This is a genomic window from Brevundimonas vesicularis (assembly GCF_044807075.1).
Lineage (GTDB): Bacteria > Pseudomonadota > Alphaproteobacteria > Caulobacterales > Caulobacteraceae > Brevundimonas > Brevundimonas vesicularis_G.
The window spans coordinates 1,055,476-1,071,426 of sequence record NZ_CP085234.1; the positions used below are offsets into that span (position 1 = coordinate 1,055,476).

General features: G+C 68.4%; 16 protein-coding genes. 12 read left to right on the plus strand and 4 right to left on the minus strand.

Annotated features, from left to right (window positions below; translation table 11 throughout):
* Window positions 1-64 precede the first annotated feature (64 nt).
* Window positions 65-2,509 carry a prolyl oligopeptidase family serine peptidase gene (locus LG306_RS05155; RefSeq protein ID WP_354040066.1) on the plus strand — a complete coding sequence of 815 codons (2,445 nt, stop codon included), beginning with the start codon at window positions 65-67 and terminating at the stop codon, window positions 2,507-2,509.
* Here the strand turns inward: LG306_RS05155 and LG306_RS05160 are convergent.
* The 4 genes from LG306_RS05160 to LG306_RS05175 form a co-directional block, all read right to left on the minus strand.
* Window positions 2,439-3,836 carry an asparagine synthase C-terminal domain-containing protein gene (locus LG306_RS05160; protein ID WP_354040152.1) on the minus strand — a complete coding sequence of 466 codons (1,398 nt, stop codon included), beginning with the start codon at window positions 3,834-3,836 and terminating at the stop codon, window positions 2,439-2,441. The genes LG306_RS05155 and LG306_RS05160 overlap by 71 nt on opposite strands.
* A 362-nt stretch (window positions 3,837-4,198) precedes the next feature.
* Window positions 4,199-4,843 carry a lasso peptide biosynthesis B2 protein gene (locus tag LG306_RS05165; protein WP_354040064.1) on the minus strand — a complete coding sequence of 215 codons (645 nt, stop codon included), beginning with the start codon at window positions 4,841-4,843 and terminating at the stop codon, window positions 4,199-4,201.
* Window positions 4,844-4,935: 92 nt separating this feature from the next.
* On the minus strand, window positions 4,936-5,058 hold the full coding sequence (locus LG306_RS05170) for a hypothetical protein (RefSeq protein ID WP_354040062.1): 123 nt from the start codon (window positions 5,056-5,058) through the stop codon (window positions 4,936-4,938).
* A gap of 93 nt (window positions 5,059-5,151) precedes the next feature.
* Entirely contained in the window at window positions 5,152-5,526 is a 375-nt protein-coding gene (locus LG306_RS05175) for a hypothetical protein (RefSeq protein WP_404418737.1), read from the minus strand.
* Window positions 5,527-5,940: 414 nt separating this feature from the next.
* Between LG306_RS05175 and LG306_RS05180 the strand changes: the two genes are divergently transcribed.
* The 11 genes from LG306_RS05180 to LG306_RS05230 all read left to right on the plus strand — a co-directional run bounded on the left by LG306_RS05180 (window position 5,941) and on the right by LG306_RS05230 (window position 15,949).
* Entirely contained in the window at window positions 5,941-6,504 is a 564-nt protein-coding gene (locus LG306_RS05180; RefSeq protein ID WP_404418739.1) for a hypothetical protein, read from the plus strand.
* Entirely contained in the window at window positions 6,505-8,379 is a 1,875-nt protein-coding gene (locus tag LG306_RS05185) for a type IV secretory system conjugative DNA transfer family protein (protein ID WP_354040059.1), read from the plus strand.
* Complete coding sequence (locus LG306_RS05190) at window positions 8,372-8,815, plus strand: hypothetical protein (protein ID WP_191554981.1); 444 nt, start codon at window positions 8,372-8,374, stop codon at window positions 8,813-8,815. Before LG306_RS05185 ends, LG306_RS05190 begins: the two co-directional genes overlap by 8 nt.
* On the plus strand, window positions 8,815-9,771 hold the full coding sequence (gene trbB, locus LG306_RS05195) for a P-type conjugative transfer ATPase TrbB (RefSeq protein WP_191554982.1): 957 nt from the start codon (window positions 8,815-8,817) through the stop codon (window positions 9,769-9,771). Before LG306_RS05190 ends, trbB begins: the two co-directional genes overlap by 1 nt.
* 82 nt (window positions 9,772-9,853) lie before the next feature.
* Window positions 9,854-10,423: a hypothetical protein gene (locus tag LG306_RS05200; RefSeq protein ID WP_224761178.1), complete on the plus strand. Its 570-nt coding sequence runs from the start codon at window positions 9,854-9,856 to the stop codon at window positions 10,421-10,423.
* Window positions 10,420-11,130: a hypothetical protein gene (locus LG306_RS05205; protein ID WP_191554983.1), complete on the plus strand. Its 711-nt coding sequence runs from the start codon at window positions 10,420-10,422 to the stop codon at window positions 11,128-11,130. The genes LG306_RS05200 and LG306_RS05205 overlap by 4 nt, the downstream gene beginning before the upstream one ends.
* A complete protein-coding gene (locus LG306_RS05210) occupies window positions 11,120-11,860 on the plus strand; it encodes a hypothetical protein (protein ID WP_191554984.1) in 741 nt (246 codons plus the stop codon). Before LG306_RS05205 ends, LG306_RS05210 begins: the two co-directional genes overlap by 11 nt.
* Before the next feature lie 356 nt (window positions 11,861-12,216).
* Window positions 12,217-12,537 (plus strand): TrbC/VirB2 family protein, encoded by a 321-nt coding sequence (locus LG306_RS05215; RefSeq protein ID WP_191554985.1) that lies wholly within the window; start codon window positions 12,217-12,219, stop codon window positions 12,535-12,537.
* Entirely contained in the window at window positions 12,537-12,815 is a 279-nt protein-coding gene (locus LG306_RS05220) for a VirB3 family type IV secretion system protein (protein WP_191554986.1), read from the plus strand. The genes LG306_RS05215 and LG306_RS05220 overlap by 1 nt, the downstream gene beginning before the upstream one ends.
* Window positions 12,816-12,822: 7 nt before the next feature.
* Window positions 12,823-15,246, plus strand: coding sequence for a conjugal transfer protein TrbE (gene trbE / locus LG306_RS05225; RefSeq protein WP_191554987.1), 2,424 nt, complete (start codon window positions 12,823-12,825; stop codon window positions 15,244-15,246).
* Window positions 15,197-15,949: a conjugal transfer protein TrbJ gene (locus LG306_RS05230; protein ID WP_354040054.1), complete on the plus strand. Its 753-nt coding sequence runs from the start codon at window positions 15,197-15,199 to the stop codon at window positions 15,947-15,949. The genes trbE and LG306_RS05230 overlap by 50 nt, the downstream gene beginning before the upstream one ends.
* Window positions 15,950-15,951 lie beyond the last annotated feature (2 nt).

Below are 15,951 nucleotides of genomic sequence, written 5' to 3' on the forward strand. Positions count from 1 at the left end.
CGGTTCGATGTGGACATGCATAAGACGCTTCACCGCAGGGCTCGTGGCGGCGGGCTGGATCGCGATGGCCGCCGCCGCCGGGGCCGAGGACACGGCCCGGCGGTTGACCGTGGACGACCTTCTCGGCCTTGAGGCCTTCGGTCACGCCGACATCTCACCCGACGGCCGATATGCGATCTACGAAAGGCGGGCAGGCTACGACACCCTGGCGGAGGTCCGTCTGGGTGGACGCTCGACCCGAACCCTCATGGACCTTTGGCTGGCGGATTCCCAGCAGCCGTCCGCGCCGCCCCGGCGTCTTCTCAACGGCGCCGGTCTGGGGCTGCAGCACGTGGCCTGGTCTCCGGCCGGCGACCGCCTGCTGATCACGCGTCTTCGCGGCCAGAGCTTCGAATATGGAATCGTCACCCTGTCTGACGGCTCCGTCACGTGGACGGGGCTGACGCCGGATCTCCCGCTCAATGGCGCTGCAGCGGCCTGGGCGTCCGATACGGTCGTCGTTCTTGTCGTTCGGCCCGACGGCAGTCTGCCGCTTCTGCTGGGCTACGACCAGACCGCAACGACAAGGCGCAGCGAAGCGTGGGAGCGGACGGCGCTCGGTGTTGAGCCGTCTCGCACGGTGATCGAGGCCCACGACGGCGTCCTGTCGACGGAAACGCCTGAGCCGATCCAGCGGCTCGTCCGCCTCGACGTCATGACAGGCGCGCTTCGGACACTGGCCGACGGTCGTATCGGCGACTTCGCCCTGTCGCCCGACGGCGCCAAGGCGGCGCTGATCCGAAGGGCAGAGCAGATTCCGCTGGCCCGGCCAGAACTGCTTCATATGGAGGACGACCGTCGACACAGACTGTCGCTCATCGATCTCGATACTGGAACGGAAACCCGGCCGACCGGCGACATGGATGTCGCTTTCCATCTCCTGCGGTGGTCGCCCGATTCCCGCAGCGTTCTGATCTGGGCGCGTCATGACGCCAATCGCTGGAGAGAGGGGCGTCTGGGTCAGGTCTCGGCCGCCGGCGCCGTCTGGTTCGAAACGCGCGGCCTCGATGTCGGCACGTCCGCCGAAGTCGTGTTGAACGGCGTCAAGGCGGACTGGATCGGCGCGGCTCCGGTTCTCTACGCCAAGGGCGCCGGGACCGAGCGCCGGGACTGGCATCTGCTGTCCGCGAACGAACCGCCCCAGGTTCTGACGCACGACATGGCCACGGCGCCTACGCGGATTGCAGCGGCGGGTCCAGACCGCCTCTATGTCTTCGCCGACGGCGGCTACTGGGCCCTGACGGCGGAGGGGATGCGCCGGTTGACGGAGGAGACGTCCACAGTCCGGGAAGCCGTCGTCTTCAACCCCGACCTCGGTCGCCGTTTGAAGGGGAATGAGGCGCCGCGCCGCGACTGGTCTTCGGCCCTCGGCGCCCGTGGGGAAAGCCTCGTCCTCACCGAGGTCGGCGCTGCGCGTTTCCAGGGTCTGGGCGGCAAGGAGGAGAGGGTGGTCGCCGTGTCGGCGCAGGGCGTTCTCACCCTCCGTCCCGAGGGTTTGTCGGAAACCCTGGTGCGGCGCAGCTCCGCTCCGCCGCAAGACCTCGACCGGGTCAACGAAACTCTTGAAGACATCGTCCTGACCGAAGCCGTGCCGATCCGGCATCCGGATGTGAACGGGAGCGAGACCACCAGCTGGCTGTTCCTGCCCCCGGGGCCCGCTCGGGACATTCGGGGCGTGATCGTCAAGGTCTATCCGGGCTGGGCCGACAACCAGGCTCGGGTCGATCCGCTCGCAATGACCTACGGCACCCGCCCGGAAGTCTTCGTCTCGGCGGGATATGCGATCCTCAGTCCCTCGATGCCGGGAGACGCCCTGGTCCAGGACCGGGGTGAGGCCTATGTCCGCAGCGCCGACCTGGCCGTTGACGCCGCTCACGCCGCCTATCCTGAGGCGCCCTTCGACCGCATGGTCCTCTGGGGCCACAGCTTCGGCGGTTACGCCACCCTGGAGATCGCCACGCGCTCGGATCGATACCGGTCCTATATCGCCTCCGCCCCCTTCAGCGACATGGCGGGAATGTGGGGCGAGTTCGACGGCCAGGGTCGTATCCAGCCGGAAAACGGCATCTTCTTTCGGTTCAATCAGGGTTGGACGGAGGTGGGGCAGGGGGCTTTGTCCACGCCGCCCTGGCGCGACCCCGAACTCTATGCGGCCTCCAGTCCATTCGGGCGGGCCGACCGCATCACGCGGCCTGTCCTCTTCCTCACGGCCGACATGGATTTCACCCCGATGAGCCAATCGGAGCGGATGTTCAGCGCCATCCTAAGGAACGGTGGCGACGCCCGGATGGTGACCTACTGGGGGGAGAAGCACCTGATCTGGAGCCCCGCCAACATTCGGGACTACTACGCTCAGATCTTCGACTGGCTCGATCGCAGCCTGTCCGAGCCGAGCCGGCTCACGCGGCGCGCCCCAGGCGATCCTCCCACAGACGTGTCCATCCCTCGAATGCCGCCAGCGCCAGGATGAACGCATGCCGCCCCCGCCAGATGAGGGCTTCGGGCGTGAGCTCGACCTCGGTGGCGGCTCGATCGATGAGGCCCAACGCCGCCAGCCGGCCGTCGATGAGCCAGGGCCTCAGGATGTCGAGGTTGTCGACGATCAGCCGGCCATAGAGGCGGGTCATCTCCCCCTTGGACCGCCGGTCGGCGATGACGGCTGGCAGCCGATCCCTGAAGGCGAGCCGCGCCAATCCCCGGTCGCGCCCTCGGGCCGTCAGCAAGGCGGTGGGAAGGCCGAGACAGGCCTCGACAACCGGCTGGGCGCATAGAGGATGGCGGACGTCGACGGTCTGGGACAGGACAGAAGGGCCATGATGGGAAACGCTGTCGGCCACCCCGGCGACATGAAAAGCCTTGGCGGGGCCAAAGTCCCCCAGGTCCCGGAGCCAGGGATGGGGAGCGAAGGGTCGACGAAGGGGAGAGAGGATCGGATGGGCCTGTTGCAGCGGTTCGTGTCCCGCGTTCTGGTGACCCAGCGCGGCCCGGATCATCGTCCAGATCGAAATTTCGTTGGCGGCGGCCAGTTCGGCCAGGTCCGGATGCTCGAGCGCGCGCCAGCCGCGCGCTTTCCAGAGATCGATGAAGACGTCAGTGGTGGCGGCCTGAAACAGAATGCTGTCGCCGCCCTTGCCGGTCATCAGAGCCCGGGCGCCCGCATCGATCACATGCCCTGACCAGGCGATATCCTGCCGATAATCGAGCCCGTTCAACCCCGGCCGGAAATCGCCGGAGATGGCCGCCAGCCAATCCGGATCCATCCGGCCCGCCACATGGGGCACGGACAGGGGGGTGAAGCCGAGCCTGCCGCCAAGTGCGGCGACGAAGACGCGTTCATCCGACTCCGCGTTAGCGCCATAGGCGTTGATCCAGAGGCGGGCCGGGTCAGGCCTTTGCCGAACAAGGCTGGAGGCGATGATGCTGGAGTCGAGCCCTCCAGACACCTCCGCGGCAAGCGGCCCGGGAAGGCTCGCCAGGCCGGCCACGGCCTCGTCGATCGCGGACCGGACCTCCTCCATCGCGGTATCCCGATCCGGCGCGGCGGCGAGACTTCGCCGGGCAATGTCCGCAGGCGTCCATAGGGGGTGGGCCGGCTCGTCTGGCGGAAGAGCCTGCAGGGTTCCGGGTTCGAGGGCCGTGGGACCGTCGATCAGAAGCTGACCGGTCGGAGCGACGACGGCGTGCAGGGCCTCAGCCAGACGATCAATGTTGATACGCCAGGCGGGACGAAGGACGTCGATCAGCCAGCGGGGGGCGGCGGAGGTTACGATCGTCAGTCCGTCCTGTGACCAGACCACGCATTCCAAGGCGCCCGACGGGTCGCGAAGAAGACTGGAGATCTGACCGCGGGCGCCGAAGAGGACCCCGACATATCGGCCCCAGAACCTCGCCATCAACTTGCGTTCATAGTCCCACGGATCATCGGGGGCCGTCCGGGGCAGCGCGGGCGAGCGCCGATCAAAGACATCGCCGATCAGGGTCCAGGCGCCGACGCGAACGGGCGTGGCGGGAACCGATCCCTTGACCGCGAGCCAGGCGGTCGGATTGAGCCTTCTGACAGTCAGGCCATGGACGGCTGCGGTCTGGACCAGTTGGTCCGAGCGAGCCTCGGCCGTCGGGTCGTCAGGCGCGCGACAGACGAGGACATAGTCGCCCACCGTCAGGCTCGCAGTATCGGCGTGTAGCGTCTCACCCGGGCGAGCCGGTCGCCGACCACGAGGTCGCCGATCTGCAGCCAGCAGTGGGCGCTGAAGGGCCAGGTCCTGACGCCGAAGATCCAGTCAGAGGCGACGCCGCGCGATGCTAGGTAGCAGCGCAGCTGGAAAGACCTCTGCAGGCATTCTCCCTCGAACGGAATCCAGGGCCGTACGCGACGGGCGGCCCCAGCCAAGTGGGCCAGCCGGACTTCGTCCTGGTCGATCGCGCGGCCCCGCAGGGCCCTATGAAACTCGGCCAGCACGGACAACGGCTTGCCGCGGAACAGGGCGGTGGCGACGATCCAGGCAAGGGCGGCGCGGGCGATCTCCAGGCGGGGCGGTTCGGGCGCCGGGGTGAGTTCGCGCATCGGAGGGATAGGGGGTCGGCGTCCCGCACCCAGGGGGGCGTCGCCGGCGAGCCCCGCGTCGCGAAGCCCCTCGGCGACCAGATCGCTGACCGGGAGGATACTGCCGTCCGGCTTAAGCTTAAGGAGCGCCGCGGCGCCCAACAGGCAGTCGTAACGGTCGCCCGCGACGTCGAGGATGACCACATCCTCGTCCACCACGGCCAGAAAGATGTCGGGATGACACCAGAGGTCAACAGTCATGGCGCTTCAAGGTCCGGGGATTGATCGGCGGCGCATGGGCGATTGAAGCGGCAAGCGGACGACCGCCTAGACGTCGGTCGTCCGCCCCGCGCTCAGCCCTCGGTCGGACGGATGCCGTTCTTGACGCCGGCTTCCTCGAACAGGGCTCCCATGCCGTCACGGGTCAGGGCCTTGGCGCTGCCGAAGCTGACGAGGCGGAGTGTGATCGTCTTCATTTCAGTCTCCCTTGGTTGATCGCCACGGATGTGGCCTGCTCAGGGAGCGCGCGACCGGCGCAGAAGCAAAGCTATATCCGGCGTATATCTGGATCAGCGTCCGGGCTTGGGCCGCCTGGAGGAGAGGTCATGCTTGCCTTCCTCGAGGAAGGTCGCCGCCTCTTGCGCACGCTGGTCACAGATCTCGGTCAGCTTGTCGAAAAAGTCGCCGAACGCCTCAATGAAGGCGCGGGCGTCGAGATCGTGAATACGATCTCCCATCTTCAGGTCGTAGGCCTGAAGCAGGATGGTGAAGGTGGTCATGAACTGGTTGTCCGCCGTGCGCACGGCGAACTCCGGGGACCCGATCGCGATCGCATGGAGCAGGCCATAGAAGTCGCTTCGCGTGACTTCGCTGAAGCGGTGCAGGTAGTCGAGATTCAGCCGACCGTGTCCGGCTTCGAAATGCTCATAGGTGCGCAGTCTCATGTGAAGTCCGTCCGCGACCTCCTGGGCTGACATATTCCGTGCCTTGCGGACCCGTTTGAGGGCGGCCGAGCGAAGGGCACCGTCATCCTGGGGGCTTAGCGAAACACGACTCATCAACCACACGCCCTTCCGCATCGATCGGTAGGGGATCGTGCGTCGAGAATGGCTCGCGATCAACGCCCGCGTGTGGAGAGCAGCGCCGGGCTTCGTCTCACCCGCCAATTATTTGCGGGTCGGTCCGCAATTTCTTGTGGGTGAGCCGACTTTAACTTGCGGATCGCGTGTTCCGGCTTCGCAACCCATTGGCGAGGCCGCATGACCTGTTGATAAGAGAAACTCTCCTTGTTCGGAGCAGTAATGGCGCGTCCCCGAGACCCATTCAGCCTGGCGCTCGAAAGCCTTCGGGATCGCGCGATGCAGGGCGTCTACCTGCCCGGCAGGTCGGTGGTCATCATCGAGGAAGCTCGCCGGCTGGGTCTGTCGACCACGCCGGTACGCGAGGCGCTCGCCTGGCTGTGTGGCGAGGGGTTGATGGAGCGGGCGCCGCGGGTGGGTTATGTCGCCCCGCGCGTCGATACGTCGCTGCTGCGGGATCGCTTCTGGGTCCGGTGCCGATGTCTTGAGACGAGCCTGGAGCTGACCGTCGGCCTGACCACAGCCTCCGTCCCCGCTTCGGACGTCTCCGGGGAAGTCGCGGTTCGAGACCTCTTCGATCGGCTCGTTCGCGCCACCGGAAACCGCGCGCTGATCGAGGCCTTCCGTCTCGTCGACGCCCAACTCCGAATGCTTGCCGAAACCGAGGCGCGCGTGTTCGGCGACGTCGCGGAGGAAGCGAACGAGTTGCTGCGCATCGAGACGGTGGGATCACAGACCCAGTTGCTGGCGGCGATCGTCGCCTATCATCGGCGACGGATCGACAGCGCCGCGGTCCTCGTTCTGGAGGTCGAACGCCGACGACAGCCCCCGGCGGCCGGGTAGATGCGGACGCGCCTCATCTTCCTCGCACTCGGCCTGCTGCTCGGGTGCCAGGGCGCGACCCAGGCCTTTGCCTGGCTCTATGATGACGCGCCTGCCCTCGGCGGCGCGCTACGCCTCGGCCCGGACGTCTCACTCTACCCGCCATGGTCGATCCTCGCCTGGAGGCTCCGGTTCGCCACTGAGGCGCAACAGGCCTTCACCTCCTGCTCGCCCCTGATCCTGCTCGGCGCCGTCGGCGGCCTTGGTCTTGGCGCGATGGCCGACGGCGGCTCCGCGATCCGCCGCGTGAGGGGCTGGGGCGGCCTGGACGACGCCAGGAAGGCCGGGTTGACGGCGACCGGCGGATGCGTCCTCGGCCTCCTGGGACGGCGATTGCTTGCTACGACCGACCTGCGGCCGAGCCTGGTCACCGGCGGCACGCGATCCGGCAAGGGACGCGGGCACGTGATGCCGACCCTTCTTTCGTGGAACGCGAGCGTGCTCGTCCATGACCCGAAGCGGGAGCTGTGGCGGCTGAGCGCGGGGTGGCGGTCGCGCTTCAGCCACGCCCTCTACTTCGATCCGCGCGATCCGGCCTCGGCCTGCTGGAATCCGCTCGCCGAAATCCTGCCGGGCCCGGGGGAACTGGCCCACGTCCAGCGCCTCGTCGCCATTCTCTCCGACCCCGGCGGCGCGCGTGACGACGAGGCGATCTGGGACAAGGCGGCTTCGGAGATCCTGGAAGCCGTGATCCTGCACGTCCTCTACACGGCGGAGGACGCCGACAAGACACTGCTGACCGTGCGCGGCATGCTCGCCGACCTCGACGACGCGGCCGACGTCATGGCGCGGGCCCTGCATCGGCCGGGGCAGGACGGAGAGCCCGAGACGCACCCGTTCATCGCCACTGCCGTCAAAGGCTATGCGGCGATGCACGATCGCTTCCGCACCTCCGTTCAGGGCACGGCGCGCTCCTACCTCAAGTGGCTGGCCGGGGAGGACATCGAGCGCTGCCTCTCGCGGTCCGACTTCGCCATGGGCGACCTGATGTGCGCGCCGGTTCCCCTGTCCCTCTACGTCCAGGTCGCGCCGGCCGATGCGGCGGCGCTGCGTCCGCTCGTCCGCCTGTTCTTCTATGCTGCGGCCCAGTCCCTGACGGTGCGGGAGGGCGAGGCCTCCGACGGTCGAAACAAACAGCACAATCTTCTGATGCTGATGGACGAGTTTCCCCTGCTCGGGCGCGTCACCTTCTTCGAGAAGTCCTTGCGGCTGCTGAGCGGTTACGGGGTCAAGGTCATGTTTGTCGCCCAGTCGCTGAACGACATCGTGGAGACCTATGGGTCAAACAACACCATCCTCGACAACTGCGCGGTCTACACCGCCTTCTCGGCCCTCGATCCCCTGACGCAGGACAAGGTCTCCAAGCTCACGGGGTCGGTTCTCGAGACACGGACGAGCCGAAGTTCCCCGGCCGGGCTGGGCGCAGGAAGGAGCTCGGTTTCGCGATCCCAGATCGAACGACCGCTGCTGGAGCCCGGCGAAGTCCGGTCCCTGCCGGACGACGACCAGCTGATCTTCGCCGCCGGCACTCGGCCCCTGAGGACACGAAAGCTCCTTTATGACCGGCGCGAGCCGTTCCGGACCCGGGCCCGTGACGCCGCACCCGACCAGGGCGAGCGGTTGGACGCGCCGCCGGCCTCCCCGCATCCCTGGTTGGGTCGCCGTGGCCTCGGCGAGGATCCGAAGGGCAGCCTGCCTCTGTTCAAGGAGGTGGCGGCGGCCATGGACGACCGGAAGGTCGCCGCGCGCGTGGCCGACATCTACGGGCGGGTGGCGCAGGAAATGGCCGCGCAGGACGCGGCGCTCGATCACCTGAAAGGACTGGGCGATGGCTAGACGAGACGCGGCGACCTGCAGGGTCCAGGTCTATCTCAACGACCCCAAGATTCTGGCGGGCCTCAACCGGGAGGCGCGCAGTGGCAGGATGCCGCTCAGCCAGGCGGCCGGCCGCGCCATCGCCCGGGGCCTGCAGAAGAGCCCCCAGGCCGATCCGGAGGACCGGTTGCTCCACCTTGAACGCTCCCTGCGCGACCATATGAAATCCACCGCCCGGGACATGCAGATCGTCCAGGAACTCCTGATCGAGGTCGCGAGGGCCTTCTTCCTGCGGCTTCCGGATGCCGTGGTCGACCAGGACCCCACGGTCCAGGCCGCCGTCGACCGCCGCATCGAGCGCCTGCTCGACGCGACGGCGGCACGGATCGTCGCTGGTCGCACGGACCGCCAGCCGGACGTTGCGTCCGACGATCGGTCGTTCGGCCAGGCCAACTGATGGCCAGCCATCCGATCATCGCCAGCCGCAAGCTGGAGGCGCTCCGGCATGCGCTCGGCGAGACCATCCTGGCAGCCCTGGTCGAGCCCGAGGTGGTCGAGATCCTCGCCAATCCCGATGGCCGGCTTGTCCTGGACCGGAGCGGCGAGGGGCGGCGGGACACAGGCGAGACCCTTTCAGCCGAGGCGCGGGAGCGGGTGGTCCGCCTGATCGCGGACTATGTCGGGGAGACCGTCACCCGCGACGATCCGAGACTGTCGGGCGTGCTCCCGGGCTCTGGCGAGCGGTTCCATGGCCTGCTCCCGCCGGTGACCCCGGCCCCCGCCTTCTCGATCCGCAAGCGCCCGGCCGTGATCTGGACCCTGGACGACTATGTGGTCGGGGGAATGATGACGCAGGGCCAGGCTCACGTGCTTCGGACGGCCGCCGCCGATCGGCTCAACATCCTCATCTCGGGAGGGACAGGCTCGGGCAAGACGACCCTGGCCAATGCCGTGCTCGCCGAGCCGGCCTTCGCCGGTGACCGTGTCTTTATGGTGGAGGATACGCCCGAGCTGCAATGCTCGGCCTGGGACGTCGTCTCTGTCCTCACCCGGCGGCAACCGGTCATGATCGGCGTCGTGGATTTGGTCCGCGACGCCCTGCGCATGCGACCCGACCGGATCGTGGTCGGCGAGATGCGAGATGGCGCTGCGGCGCTCGAGACCCTGAAGAGCTGGAACACCGGACATCCCGGCGGCCTGTCGACCATCCATGCGAACTCTGCCGACGATGTGCTTCGCCGTGTCGAGGACCTGATCACGGAGGTATCGACCCGGACGCCGCGCCGCGCCATCGCACAGGCGGTCGATCGCATCGTCCATATCCGCCGGACGGCGACCGGGCGGAAGGTCGAGGCCGTACTCGGCGTCGAGCCGTCGGGCGAGGACGCCTATGCGATCAGCCTTCTGGCCTGAGTCCTCCATCGATCTACATTAGTTGACAATCCTTCCGTCACCTACAATCTTGTCCGCAGTCCTAGGACAGCGGACAAATGCAATGAGCGGTATCAAGAGCCAGGACATCGTCGTCCTCCTGAAACTGGTGAGCCTCGAGCAGGAGCGCCTCCGGCTGCGCGACACAGGCGTCGAGCACAGGGAGGGGCCTCACACGGTGCGCGACCTGGAGATGCAGCTCGGCATCAGCAAGTCCGAGGTGAACAGCTCGATACGGCGAAGCCTTGCCTCCGGCCTCGCTCTCCGTGACCGCGTGGACAGACGCCCACGGGCCAATGCGCGCAGCCTGCTGGACTTCATCAGCCATGGTTTGAAGTTCGTCTTCCCGGCCACGCCGGGCGCCATGACGCGGGGCATGGCCACGGCCTTCGCTGCACCGATGCTGCAGGGCCTTCTGGTGAGCGCCGGCGAGTATATCTACGTCTGGCCGTCGCCCGACGGCGAGGTGGTGGGACAGGGCGTGAAGCCGCTGTTCAAGAGCGTCCCGGTCGCCGCTCGCCAGGACGACAGGCTCTACGAGTACCTGGCTCTCGTCGATGCGGTTCGCCTCGGCGGTCGCCGTGAATCCGACCTCGCCGGCGAGCGCCTGGCCGCGGCGATCCTCGCGCCATGAGCGTCCGGGGGCAGCTTCTCGCCATGCTTGAGCAGGTGGCCGAGGCCCTTGGCGAGGACCTGCGGGCGCGGATGGTCTTCGTCGGGGGATGCACCACGGCCTTCTTCGTCACCGACATCGCGACCCTGGAAGGGGTCCGGGCGACCGACGATGTCGACCTGGTCGTGGACCTCGCCGGCTATGGGGAGTGGGCGCGGCTGCAGGACGAGCTCATGGATCGAGGGTTCCGCGTCTCCGCCGAGGACGACGTGATCTGCCGCATGCGCCTGGGTGCGCTCAAGGTCGACGTCATGCCCGACGACCCGGAGATCCTGGGCTTCAGCAACCGATGGTACAGGCTCGGTATGGAGACGGCCGTCGAGCAGCCGTTGACCGACCGGCTCATGATCCGCCTGTTCACGCCGCCCCTCTTCCTCGCGACCAAGCTCGAGGCCTGGCTCGGCCGCGGCGCCGGGGACATGGTGATGAGCCGGGATCTGGAAGACGTCCTGCTGGTCGTCGACGGCCGCCCGGCCCTCGTCGATGAGGTGCGGGCCGCGGAGGCGCAGGTCCGCGTCTTCATCGCCGAACAGATCGCGGCGCTCATGCAGGGCAGGGATTTCAACCACCTCCTGGAAGACAATATCCGTGGCCCGGAGGGACGGACCGACATCGTCTACCGCCGCCTCGCCGACCTGGCTGCAAGCGGCGGCGGCCATGGGGTTTGACGTCGCCTGGCGGACCCGGACCGGACGACGCACCGCGGACAACCGCGACTGCGCCGGCCTGGGCGTGCGCGGCGACGAAGCGCTCTGCATTGTCCTGGACGGATCGACCCGGGGGCCCGACAGCGGCGCCCTGGCCCGCGACATCGCCCGGGGCCTGATCGACTGGTTTGTCGAACTCGAGAGCGCCGTCACCGCTGGAGCGTTGAAGGCAAAGCTCCGCGACCTGCACCAGGCGCTTGCTTCGCGCCGGCCGCGCGCCTCGGCGAGCTACGCGCTCGTTCACCTGAATGGCTCCGGCGACGGGCTGGCGCTGCATGCGGGCGACTGTCTGCTGGGACGGGTCCGCGCAGGGCGCGCCGAATGGCTCTTGCGCCCCGACACCCTCGCCAACGCCTTCGTCGACCTCGATATCGCGGCGATCGCGGCCGATCCGGCCCGGCATCGTCTGACGCGCAGCTTCAGACCCAGGGAGTTCATGCCGCCCTCCGCCCTCCCGCTTGAGGACGAGCGGGACCTGATCCTGGCGACCGACGGCTTCTGGGCCGATCTTCCCAATCCCGAACAGACCCGCTTCCTGGCGGGAGAGGACATTCCCCCTGGAGACCAGGCCGACGACCGGAGCGTCCTGCGCCTCCGCATACGCCCGGGCGACGGCGGTCTGACCCGGCTTGCGGAGGGGGGCAACGAGGGCTTTCACGTCCGCGTAGCGACGTCTTCGCGCTCCGCCTGACCGATAACGGCGCCGCCCGGCCCGACCGGCCAATCCGCCTCTCCGCCAATGAATATGGCGCCCGCGTTTTCTTCCAGAGAAACGGGTGAGCGCTACGCAAAACCGCGCGCGGACCGCACGGGGCCAAAGCCCCGCCACGACTGGACATGATTGGAAGTCGTCGCAAGTCGACCGGGGAGTTTCCGAGACTTCGCGAATAAGTCGCCACAAGTCGTCAGATGAGTTGTAGGGACTCGAATGTAAGTCAAAATACAGTCGCTCAAAATAATCGATCCACAGAGTTGACAGCCTGTGGATATATTTGCTTGCAATGTGTTGAGGCGCGGTGAGACGCGCTGAAAACAAAGGAAGCAGACATGCGACGGATACTGGGGCGCCGGCTTCTCGGCGCGATGACAACGTGCGGCCTGTTGTTGGCCGGACCCGCCCTGGCCGGGGGATCCGGGATGCCGTGGGAGGGGCCGCTGCAGCAGGTGGTCGAGTCGATCACCGGACCGGTGGTTCAGGCCGCGGCCGTCGTGGCGGTGGTCGTCTTCGGCGCCGGCATCGCCATGAGCGAGAACGGATCCTCGATGCGCAGGGGCCTCGGCATCATGTTCGGTCTGTCGATCGCCTTCGCCGCCTCGACCTTCTTCCTCGACTTCTTCGGCTTCGCCGGCGGGGCGGAGATCGGGTGATGGCCGGCTTCGCTCACGACGGCCGTCCGGACGGCTGGGATCTTCCGGTCGCCCAGGCCCTGGCTGAACCCGTGCTGATGGCCGGGATGCCGAGGGACTATGCGATCGCCATGGGCACGATCGCCATGGTTCTCGGCCTGGCGCTGCGTATCTGGTGGCTGGGCCTGCTGTGGTGGGCGGCGGCCCACGCCATTGGCCTGTGGGCCGCCAAGGCGGATCGCCGCTTCTTCGATGTCCTGCGCCGGCACCTGGCCATGCCGGGCCATCTGGACGCGTGAGGCCGGAATGCGTTTTCTCGACGAGCATCGCAGACGACCGGCGGCCCTCGCCGATCACCTGCCCTGGGCGGCCCTGGTCGCCCCCGGCGTCATCCTGAACAAGGACGGCTCCTTCACCACCGGCTTCCGCTTTCGGGGGCCTGACCTCGAGTCCTCGACGGAGGACGAACTGATGGCGGTCCGGGCCCGGCTGAACAACGCGCTGAAGCGGCTCGGCACCGGCTGGTGCCTCCACATGGAAGCCCGTCGGCGCGAGGCGGCGCCCTATCCGGAAAGCGCCTTCGACCTCGACGTCGCCTGGCTCCTGGACGAGGAGCGCCGCAGCCGCTTTGAGGCCGGCGACCTGGCCTTCGAGACCGACTTCCGACTGGCCCTGACCTGGTTGCCGCCGGCCGACGAGACGCGTCGGATCGAACGCTGGCTGTTCGACGGTCTGGCCCGCAGCGGCGCCGACTGGAGCCAGGCCCTCGCCCTGTTCGCCCGTGAGGCGGAGACCACGCTCGACCTTCTGTCCGATGCCTTGCCCGAGATCGCAGTCCTGGACGACGCGTCCCTGCTGACTTGGCTACACGACTGCGTCTCCACGCGCCCCTTCCAGATCGCCGTCCCCGAGCAGCCGATGTTCCTGGACGCCTGGCTGGCGGACACCGATCTCTCCGGCGGCATCGCGCCGAAGCTCGGGACGCGCTGGCTCAAGGTCGTCTCCGTGCGCGGCCTGCCCTCCGTCACCCGGCCGGGGCTGCTCGATGCCTTGGGCGCCTTGCCGTTCCCCTACCGCTGGACCGCGCGCTGGATCGGCCTCGACAAGCCGGAAGCCGAGCGCGAGATCGTTAAGCTGAGGAAGCGCTGGTTCGCCAAGCGCAAGGGCGTCGGCGTCCTGCTTCGCGAAGCCATCACCAAGGAGGAGGTCCCGCTCCTCGACACCGACGCCGCCTCCAAGACCGAGGAATGCGACGGGGCCCTGGCGGCCCTCGGGGCCGAGGCCTGCGCCTTCGGCTATCTGACCATGACCGTGACGGTGCTGGATGCCACGGAGGAGGGGGCTGCCGCCAAGGCCCGCGCCATCGAAGCGGCGCTCAACGCACAGGGGCTCGTCGCCCGCATCGAGGATCTCAACGCGGTCGAGGCCTGGCTCGGCTCCCTCCCGGGCGAGCCCTATGCCGATGTCCGCCGGCCGATGGTCTCGACCCTGAACTTGGCCGATCTGCTGCCGGTCTCCGCAGTCTGGGCGGGCCCGGCCCTGGACGCCCACCTGGACGGTCCGCCCCTGGCGACGGCGCGAACGACGGGGTCGACGCCGTTTCGTCTCGTGCTGCACGTCGGGGACGTCGGGCACGCCATGGTCGTCGGACCGACGGGCTCGGGCAAGAGCGCCCTCCTGTCCTTTCTGGCCCTGCAGTGGTTCCGCTACCCGGACGCCCGCGTCGTCTTCTTCGACAAGGGCCGCTCGGCCCGCGCCGCCACCCTGGCGGCGGGCGGGCGGTGGCGCGCCCTCGAACCCGGGGCGAAGTTTTCGCTCCAGCCCCTGGCCCGGATCGACGAGGAGACCGAGCGGGCCTGGGCCTCGGAATGGATCGCCGAGACCGTCCGCCTGGCCGGTCTGGAGCCCGTACCCCGGATTCGCGAGGAGATCTGGGCGGCGCTGGGCGCGCTCGCCGATGCGCCCGTCAGCCAGCGCACCCTCACCCTGTTCTGCGCCCTGGTCCAGGACCGCGCCGTGGCGGCGGCCCTGGAGCCCCTGACGCTCAAGGGGCCTCACGGCGCCCTGCTGGACGGGGAGGGCGAAGCCCCCGCGCCCGGACGGTTCGACACCTTCGAGTTGGAGAGCCTGATGGCGACGCCGTCCGCGGTGGCTCCGGTCCTCTCGGCCCTCTTTCACCATCTGGAGAGGAGCTTCGACGGGCGGCCGACCCTGCTGATCCTCGACGAGGCCTGGCTCTTCCTCGGCGAGACCGCCTTCGCCGCCAAGATTCGTGAGTGGCTCAAGACTTTGCGCAAGAAACGGGTGGCGGTGATCTTCGCGACCCAGAGCCTGGACGATGTCGCGGCCTCGCCGATCGCCTCCACCCTCATCGAGAGCTGTCCGACCCAGGTCTTCCTGCCCAACCCGCGCGCGCTCGAGCCGTCATCCGCCCGGCTCTACGAGGGGTTCGGGCTCAACCGGCGGCAGCTGGAGCTGATCGCCTTCGCCACCCCCAAGAGGGCCTACTACTGGCGCCAGCCTCGCGGCCGCCGGCTATTTGATCTTCGTCTGACCGGCGTCGCCCTGGCCCTTTGCGGCTCCGGCGCGCCGGAAGACCAGACCCTCATCGACGACATCCTCGCGCGCTCCGGAGAGGCCGGATTCGCGCGCCAGTTCCTCACAGCCAAGGGAGTCCATCATGTCGACGCCGTCCTCGACGCCTTCGCCCCGCCGCTCGCGGCCGAGTAGTTCTCTTCGCGTCCTCGCCTCCGGGCTGGTCGCGGCCAGTTTCCTGGGCGCCGCGCCGGCCCCGGCCCCGGCCCAGCAGGTGGTGTTCGATCCCCGCAATCACATCGAGAACGCGCTGCAGGCGGCGCGTCAGCTGGAGAGCCTGGCCAATGAGGCCCGGACCCTGGCGGCATCCCCCTACAGCCACCTGACCCGGAACAGCCAGAGCCTGCGCGACATGGCGGAATTGGCCCGGACCGCCCGAGGGCTCGCGACCTCAGTCGAAGGCCTGGAACAGCAGTTCGCGGAGCTCTACCCGGACGACCTGTCCGGCGCCGACCTGGCCCGCCTGGTGGCGCAGGGCGAAGCGCGCACAGCCGCTGCCCGGCGAACGGCCGAGGATGTGGCTCGCACCGCGGCCGAACTCGAACGGCTCGGTCAGGGGCGCAACGGCCGGCTCACAGGCGCCCTGTCGGCGAGCGAGGCCGCCGTTGGGCAGACGGCGGCGATCCAGTCGTCGAACCAGATGCTGGCCGTCCTGGCCGAGGACCTCGCCGCGCTCCGGACCGTCATGCTGGCCCAATCCCGCTTGCTGGCCGAGACGACCGCCCGGGAGGCCGCCGACCGGGCCGCCGGAGACGAGGCCCGTCGCCGCCGCTGGTCCGCGCCGGTGACCACGCCGACCGCCCCGGTCTTCGATCCGCTGTCGCACGCACGGGACTGAGG

Bases quoted from the DNA above. Each gene is read 5' to 3' on its own strand.
- LG306_RS05155 (WP_354040066.1), top strand. From the start codon at position 65: ATGGCCGCCGCCGCCGGGGCCGAGGACACGGCCCGGCGGTTGACCGTG.
- LG306_RS05165 (WP_354040064.1), bottom strand. From the start codon at position 4,843: ATGACTGTTGACCTCTGGTGTCATCCCGACATCTTTCTGGCCGTGGTG.
- LG306_RS05170 (WP_354040062.1), bottom strand. From the start codon at position 5,058: ATGAAGACGATCACACTCCGCCTCGTCAGCTTCGGCAGCGCCAAGGCC.
- LG306_RS05175 (WP_404418737.1), bottom strand. From the start codon at position 5,526: ATGAGACTGCGCACCTATGAGCATTTCGAAGCCGGACACGGTCGGCTG.
- LG306_RS05180 (WP_404418739.1), top strand. From the start codon at position 5,941: ATGCAGGGCGTCTACCTGCCCGGCAGGTCGGTGGTCATCATCGAGGAA.
- LG306_RS05185 (WP_354040059.1), top strand. From the start codon at position 6,505: ATGCGGACGCGCCTCATCTTCCTCGCACTCGGCCTGCTGCTCGGGTGC.
- LG306_RS05190 (WP_191554981.1), top strand. From the start codon at position 8,372: ATGGCTAGACGAGACGCGGCGACCTGCAGGGTCCAGGTCTATCTCAAC.
- trbB (WP_191554982.1), top strand. From the start codon at position 8,815: ATGGCCAGCCATCCGATCATCGCCAGCCGCAAGCTGGAGGCGCTCCGG.
- LG306_RS05200 (WP_224761178.1), top strand. From the start codon at position 9,854: ATGAGCGGTATCAAGAGCCAGGACATCGTCGTCCTCCTGAAACTGGTG.
- LG306_RS05205 (WP_191554983.1), top strand. From the start codon at position 10,420: ATGAGCGTCCGGGGGCAGCTTCTCGCCATGCTTGAGCAGGTGGCCGAG.
- LG306_RS05210 (WP_191554984.1), top strand. From the start codon at position 11,120: ATGGGGTTTGACGTCGCCTGGCGGACCCGGACCGGACGACGCACCGCG.
- LG306_RS05215 (WP_191554985.1), top strand. From the start codon at position 12,217: ATGCGACGGATACTGGGGCGCCGGCTTCTCGGCGCGATGACAACGTGC.
- LG306_RS05220 (WP_191554986.1), top strand. From the start codon at position 12,537: ATGGCCGGCTTCGCTCACGACGGCCGTCCGGACGGCTGGGATCTTCCG.
- trbE (WP_191554987.1), top strand. From the start codon at position 12,823: ATGCGTTTTCTCGACGAGCATCGCAGACGACCGGCGGCCCTCGCCGAT.
- LG306_RS05230 (WP_354040054.1), top strand. From the start codon at position 15,197: ATGTCGACGCCGTCCTCGACGCCTTCGCCCCGCCGCTCGCGGCCGAGT.